Here is a 6,555-nt window from a genome sequence, read left to right on the forward strand (position 1 = left end):
AAACAAACTTGTATTTCGACATTCAAATACGGCTTATCCTTCTATGCAACCGATGAAAGCACTGATTAAGGCTTCGTTTACCCGTGTTTTATAACAGCAAATTCCTAAATCAAAGGACTGCAACGGTACTGGGGTAGATAGATTTTGCACCCGATCCCGTACCGGACTATTTTCAACCACCACATCGGGCGCAATACCCACACCACAACCCAATGCGACCATACTGACCAACGCCTCATGCCCGGCGACCGAGGCATAAATTTGCGGTTTACCCACCTTTAACAGACGATACCAATTATCAAAACGACGACGAATAGCGCCATGTTCGGGTAAAATAAAGGTGATGTTTTGCCACTCAATGGTCGCTTGATTAACCTGCTGGGTCACCGCACAGGGGGTGGTTGGCGCAATAATAGAGAGCGGTATCTCAGCCAGTTTTATAAAGTGCAAGCGTGTCGATAAATTGTCCGGGTGAGCTGTGATAGCAAAATCAACCTGATCACCAAGCACCTGGTCAATCGCCCGTTCACTGTCCCCGGTGCTGAGCTTAATTTCAACCTTAGGGTGTAAGCGGCGAAAACGTTCTAAGATGGGCGGCAAATGGCTATAAACCGCCGTCACTGAACAATACAGGTTGATCTGCCCTTCCAACTCACTTTTACTTTGATTGATAGCCCGTTTTAGCAACAGCCACTGTTCAATCTGCTGCAGTGCATAATGTTTAAACAGCAGACCTGCTTCGGTTAAAACAACCGAGCGATTATCGCGAACAAACAGAGCCGTACTTAATTCTTCTTCAATTCGCTGGATATTACGACTCAGGGTTGATGGGCTAACGTGCATCGCCTGGGCCGTTTTAGAAAAATGCAGGCTGCCCGCCAAATGCACAAAAAGCTGTAAGGATTTAATATCCATTTAACTCGATTCCGTCGTTTTTAATTTTAAAGATGGCACGAAGCTTTCCGGCTTTTTATATCAATAAGATATCTTCATTAGTTCAAACCGTGGATAAAAAGCTATTTTGTTTTTAACAAAAATTATGTGACCATTTGAATTTAAAGCAAATAAAGTTTCATGCCAAAGCCGCAACAAAAAAACTGCGCAATCGAGTTTAAGTAATAAAGCATAAGTTTGTCGAACATCTGAATTCACTATCCAATTGATATATATTCACCTGCTTAATGGCTGTTTTCTTCTGCTATAACAGGCAGATCGGCGCGGCTTCCCCATTCAGCCCATGAACCATCATAAACACCAATATTGTCATAACCGGCAAGGCTTGCGGCCAGCGCTAAAATACAAGCCGTCACCCCCGAACCACAACTAAAAATAACCCGTTTATCTTTGCCTGAAAGAGCTTCAAAAATTAACGCCAGTTGATAAGCGTCCTTCATCTTACTATTTTCAAGGACACAGCTGGAGGGCAAGTTTTGTGCATTCGGCATATGCCCTACCCGTATACCGGCTCTTGGGTCAGCTTGTTGTCCCAAAAAGCGCGCCGAGGGACGGGCATCAATAATACTCTGCCGAGAACTGCCCGATGCATGCAATACATCCTGTGCAGTACAGATCAACGCCTCCTGATAGTGTGCGATAAAATCACCTTTTACAATAGCTTGAGGGATATTGCCACTTTCGATGGGTAAGGACTTGTCTAACCAGCCAGGAAAACCGCTATCTAATACGGCGACATTTTCAAATCCCATGGCTTTAAACATCCACCAGACACGAGGACTGGAAAATATCCCCACGGTATCGTAAATAACAATGGCACTGCTTTGATTGATACCCAGGTTTTGAACAGATTCTTGAAAGTCTGATTCACTCGGCATCATATGCGGCAGGGAACTATTGAGGTGACAAATTTCACGGTCAAAATCAAAAAACAGCGCACCGGGTATACGCTGTTTAAGGCATTCTACTTTACCATCGCGTTTAACACTGGGCATATGCCAGCTACCGTCCAGAATAACCAGATCCGAATGACTAAGGTGCTTTTCTAACCAATTTATCGAAACTAACGGGCCGGGTATTTTTAACGATGACATAATAATTCCTTATGCGAAAGAGTGTCTGCCAGTTCAAAAGGAGAACAATAATAACGGCTTTTTAACAAGCAGTTAATTTATCATAAAATGCTGACATTAATCTCTTCTTGTTACTCTAATGCTATGTTTCATTATCTGCAACACAGTATTGTAAATATATCATTTTGTGCAATATAAGTTATAGGCTATAGTAGGTATTGAAAATTAAAAGCAATGATTTTTATCTGCTTTAATCCCTATCAACTATTTTTGGAGTGTCATTCAATGGCTAACTATTTTAATACCCTTTCTCTACGTGAAAAGCTAAATCAACTAGGCCAATGCCGTTTTATGGATCGCAGTGAATTCACTGACGGTTGTGAAGCTTTAAAAGGTAAAAAAGTAGTTATTATCGGTTGTGGTGCACAGGGTTTAAACCAAGGTTTAAACATGCGTGATTCTGGTCTTGACGTATCTTACACGTTACGTGCACAAGCTATTGCAGAAAAACGTCAATCTTGGAAAAATGCAACTGAAAACGGCTTTACGGTTGGTACATACGAAGAGCTTATTCCTGAAGCCGATCTTTTATGTAACTTAACACCAGACAAACAGCACACAGCGGTTGTTGGTGCGGTTATGCCGTTAATGAAAAAAGGCGCAACACTTGCTTACTCTCACGGTTTTAATATCGTTGAAGAAGGTATGCAGGTTCGTGAAGATTTAACCGTTATCATGTGTGCGCCTAAGTGTCCTGGTTCTGAAGTACGCGAAGAATACAAACGTGGTTTTGGTGTTCCAACACTGATCGCTGTTCACCCGGCAAACGATCCGCAGGGTCAGGGTTTGTCATGGGCTAAAGCCTACGCAAGTGCAACGGGTGGCGATCGCGCCGGTGTGCTTATGTCATCATTTGTAGCAGAAGTTAAATCTGACCTGATGGGTGAGCAAACTATCCTGTGCGGTATGTTACAAACCGGTGCCATTATTGGTTATGAAAAAATGGTTGCCGATGGTATTGAACCAGGATATGCATCAAAACTGATTCAATACGGTTGGGAAACAGTAACAGAAGGCATGAAATACGGCGGCATCACTAACATGATGGACCGTTTATCAAATCCTGCAAAAATCAAAGCATTTGATATGTCTTTGGAACTGAAAGAAATTTTACGTCCGCTATTTAACAAGCACATGGATGATATTATTGAGGGTGAATTCTCCCGCACGATGATGGAAGATTGGGCCAACGATGATAAAAATCTTTTACAATGGCGCGCTGCAACGGCCGAAACTGGTTTTGAAAAACAACCGGCAGGCGACATGCAAATTGATGAACAGGACTTCTACGATAATGGTATTTTTCTTATTGCGATGATTAAAGCGGGTGTTGAACTGGCGTTTGACGCAATGACAGCTTCCGGTATTATTGCAGATTCTGCTTATTATGAATCACTGCATGAAACACCGCTGATCGCTAATACTATTGCACGTAAAAAACTCTACGAAATGAACGTTGTTATCTCAGATACGGCAGAATACGGTTGTTACCTGTTTGATCATGCCGCTAAGCCGCTACTTGCTGATTTTGTTAAAGCATTAGACCCTGAAATGCTGGGTAAACCTTTAACAGTAAAAAATAACGCGGTTGATAATGCGCGCTTGATTGAAGTTAATGAAGCTATTCGTTCTCACCCTGTCGAAATCGTTGGTAAAAAACTACGCGGTTACATGACAGAGATGAAAACCATAATAACAGCTTCTTAATTAGCCCTTTTAATTAGAATTGACCAAGCCAGAATTTTATTCTGGCTTTTTTATAACTGAAAATTAACACTAACAATCAGTGAGCTGCATTCGATCGTTATGCTCTAAATGATTTTGAACCGCTTTAACTGAGCACCAAGTGGTGAAGAACAGGATAAATTCAGAACATCCTTAGCGTTGATATTCACCAGCCAAACTGATCATTTTGTTAGTACTTTTAGTATGAGGGTCCGCTAAATACAACATGCTAAGTTAGTACACGCTTACAAAATAAAACATTATGATTTAACAACAGAAATTAATGCCTCTGCAAGTGTTCTTACCTGGGATTTTTGCAACCCTGCCAGGTTAATTCTTCCATTTGAAGTACCGTAGATAGCGAACTCCTCGCGTAAGATAATCATTTGCTCCGCTGTTAATGGAAGCAGAGAGAACATTCCTTTCTGCTGAGATATTATGTGCAGTGAAGTCGGCGCATTAAGTTCTTTAAAGATATTCCCCAATGCCTGACGAACATTAACAATACGATCCCGGCACGCAGATAATTCATCAAACCAGGGCTTTATATTATCAAATAGAAGAGAGGCAATTGCAGCCCCATGCTCAGGAGGCATCGAATAGCTGGCCCGAGTAATACGTTCTAGTACTGTGCGGATATTATGCAGCTGTTGCGTATTGGTAGTAATTACCATCGCGGCCCCCGTTCGTTCACAATAAAGGCCCATATTTTTTGAACAACTTGCTGCAACTAGCACCAAATCGAGCTGATTAATAAATAATCTGAGTCCGGCCGCGTCTTCTTCCGGGCTCTCACCGAATCCTTGGTACGCCATATCGATAAAAGGGATAAGGCCTTTGTATTGACAATAATCAGCGAATGCTTGCCATTGCTCCAATGTTGGGTCAATCCCCGTTGGGTTATGACAACACCCATGAAGAAGAATAATATCACCTTTCTTAGCCTTTTCCAGATCAGCAAAACACGCCGCGATATTAAGTTGCCCGTGTTTTTGTTGCCAGCGAAATGATTTAATTTTTAATCCAGCCGCTTCCATAATTGGGCGATGATTAATATAACCCGGATCGGTATTCCAAATAATAGCATTACGAGAGGAACAGAATATAAAATCTGCCAGCACTCTTAGCGCTCCTGAACCACCTACTGTCTGAATCGTACACTGGCTATCGAGCTTGTTATTATCACCCAGCAAAAATTGTGCAATTTGACGATTAAATTTAGTGTTTCCAGATAGTTGCTTATAGGATTTGGATTCTGCCTTATTGGCCAAAAGTTGCTCCGCATCCTGTACTACCTGCATAACAGGCGTCTTACCTGATTCATTTCGATATACTCCAACAATCAAATCTATTTTATTTTTTCGCTGATCGGCATTAAATTTATCTAGCAGGCACCATAGAGGATCCACTTCTCGTTGAGGCAAGTTTTTAAGCATACTTTCATTTTCCTTATAGAATATATTGTAATACCAAATGTATTAAAAATATGATCTTGCATTGCGTAGGAAAAATTAACACTAGCAAGGCATGAGTTGCAGGAAGTAGTTATTCTCCTTTCACAAAATCGTATGGAACGATTTTGAACAGCTTTAGCTGACCACGAAGTGGTGAAGAACACGACGTTCTGAATAAAACTTATAACGCAGATAGGGTTGATTTTAACCAGCAAGACTGAGCACTTATTTGATGCATTTGGTATAAGAACGATTTGATAGAATAACGCCAACAGTTGCAAGACAAATTCCAAACAGCGTGGCCATTGAAAGTAACTCATTAAAAACAGGAACGGCTAATAAAGCCGTTAATCCAGGTGACAAAGCGCCAATGGTTGAAGATTTTGCACAGCCAAGCTGGTTGACCGCATAGGAATATCCAATAGTCGATATCACGCCTACTCCGATGCCCTGAATAAGAATAAAGGGCAGCGCCTGTTGAAAAGAAAAAGTGCCGAAGTTAGTCGTTACTGCCCCGCTAACGATCAGGGCAATGATAATAATAAAAGAGCAGAACGACAGAATAATAGCGATGCTTACTGAATCTAGCCCTACGTGCTTGAGCCCCATGGTATAACCTGCCCACAGTAGGCTTGCTCCGAAAAGAAATAAAACGCCCTGCACTATTTCTCCCGATAGTGTGCCGGATTGACCGGTAACCATGACCAGCACGCCAATCAGAATAACAAGCAGCCCGATGCCCCGTTTTTTTGATATTAACTGACCATCAAAAATCCAAGATAAGACAGCGACAAACAATGCAGGAGTACCTGCTAGAATAGCGCCCATATAGGCGGTAGGGGCTATTTTAGCGCCTGCCGCGGCAAACCAGAAAAACGGCAAACCACCGAGCAGAATAAGCAATAAATGAAAGCATTTGATTTTCTTAATTTTTTCTATGCGCGAAGGTAATAATGGCAGCAGCAACAGCATTGGTACCATAAACCGAATCAGGGCAACATCAGCTGTCGCAAGGGGCGATCCACCTATCGCACGAACCGTAAGTGAAAATCCCGACCAGATAAATAATACCGCCGTCATGGCCATATATCCCATCACCAGTGGAGACAAAAAACGTCTTTCTGGGTGCATTAATTGCGTTTGTGCGATGTTTTTCATTTAGGATATACCCTAATCATTATTGTTGAATTTAGTGTTAATATTATTAACCAATATCAGCGCATTTATTCGGCAAGTTTTCATTAAAGCAGGTGCTTATTGGTGGATATCACCAATATATTCAATAATCT

At 41.7% G+C, this 6,555-nt stretch carries 5 protein-coding genes; 1 reads left to right on the forward strand and 4 read right to left on the reverse strand.

All coding sequences use genetic code 11. The features are described 5' to 3' along the window. Window positions 1-33: 33 nt before the first annotated feature. Together ilvY and CXF72_RS06075 are read right to left on the reverse strand one after the other, a co-directional pair. Window positions 34-915, reverse strand: coding sequence for an HTH-type transcriptional activator IlvY (gene ilvY, locus CXF72_RS06070; protein ID WP_101037728.1), 882 nt, complete (start codon window positions 913-915; stop codon window positions 34-36). A gap of 263 nt (window positions 916-1,178) precedes the next feature. Beyond that, window positions 1,179-2,048 (reverse strand): sulfurtransferase, encoded by an 870-nt coding sequence (locus CXF72_RS06075; RefSeq protein WP_101037730.1) that lies wholly within the window; start codon window positions 2,046-2,048, stop codon window positions 1,179-1,181. A 264-nt stretch (window positions 2,049-2,312) separates the two neighbouring features. Here CXF72_RS06075 and ilvC point away from each other — a divergent pair, with 264 nt between their 5' ends. Beyond that, on the forward strand, window positions 2,313-3,794 hold the full coding sequence (ilvC, locus tag CXF72_RS06080; RefSeq protein ID WP_101037732.1) for a ketol-acid reductoisomerase: 1,482 nt from the start codon (window positions 2,313-2,315) through the stop codon (window positions 3,792-3,794). Window positions 3,795-4,072: 278 nt separating this feature from the next. Here the strand turns inward: ilvC and CXF72_RS06085 are convergent, their stop codons facing one another. Together CXF72_RS06085 and CXF72_RS06090 are read right to left on the reverse strand one after the other, a co-directional pair. Next, window positions 4,073-5,248 (reverse strand): amino acid aminotransferase, encoded by a 1,176-nt coding sequence (locus tag CXF72_RS06085; RefSeq protein ID WP_101037734.1) that lies wholly within the window; start codon window positions 5,246-5,248, stop codon window positions 4,073-4,075. A gap of 243 nt (window positions 5,249-5,491) precedes the next feature. Further along, on the reverse strand, window positions 5,492-6,424 hold the full coding sequence (locus CXF72_RS06090) for a DMT family transporter (protein WP_101037736.1): 933 nt from the start codon (window positions 6,422-6,424) through the stop codon (window positions 5,492-5,494). Window positions 6,425-6,555 lie beyond the last annotated feature (131 nt).

The sequence above is a fragment of the Psychromonas sp. MB-3u-54 genome (assembly GCF_002836415.1).
Lineage (GTDB): Bacteria > Pseudomonadota > Gammaproteobacteria > Enterobacterales > Psychromonadaceae > Psychromonas.

Excerpts from the sequence above, each read along its gene's own strand:
- ilvY (WP_101037728.1), bottom strand. The coding sequence starts at position 915 with ATGGATATTAAATCCTTACAGCTTTTTGTGCATTTGGCGGGCAGCCTG.
- CXF72_RS06075 (WP_101037730.1), bottom strand. The coding sequence starts at position 2,048 with ATGTCATCGTTAAAAATACCCGGCCCGTTAGTTTCGATAAATTGGTTA.
- ilvC (WP_101037732.1), top strand. The coding sequence starts at position 2,313 with ATGGCTAACTATTTTAATACCCTTTCTCTACGTGAAAAGCTAAATCAA.
- CXF72_RS06085 (WP_101037734.1), bottom strand. The coding sequence starts at position 5,248 with ATGCTTAAAAACTTGCCTCAACGAGAAGTGGATCCTCTATGGTGCCTG.
- CXF72_RS06090 (WP_101037736.1), bottom strand. The coding sequence starts at position 6,424 with ATGAAAAACATCGCACAAACGCAATTAATGCACCCAGAAAGACGTTTT.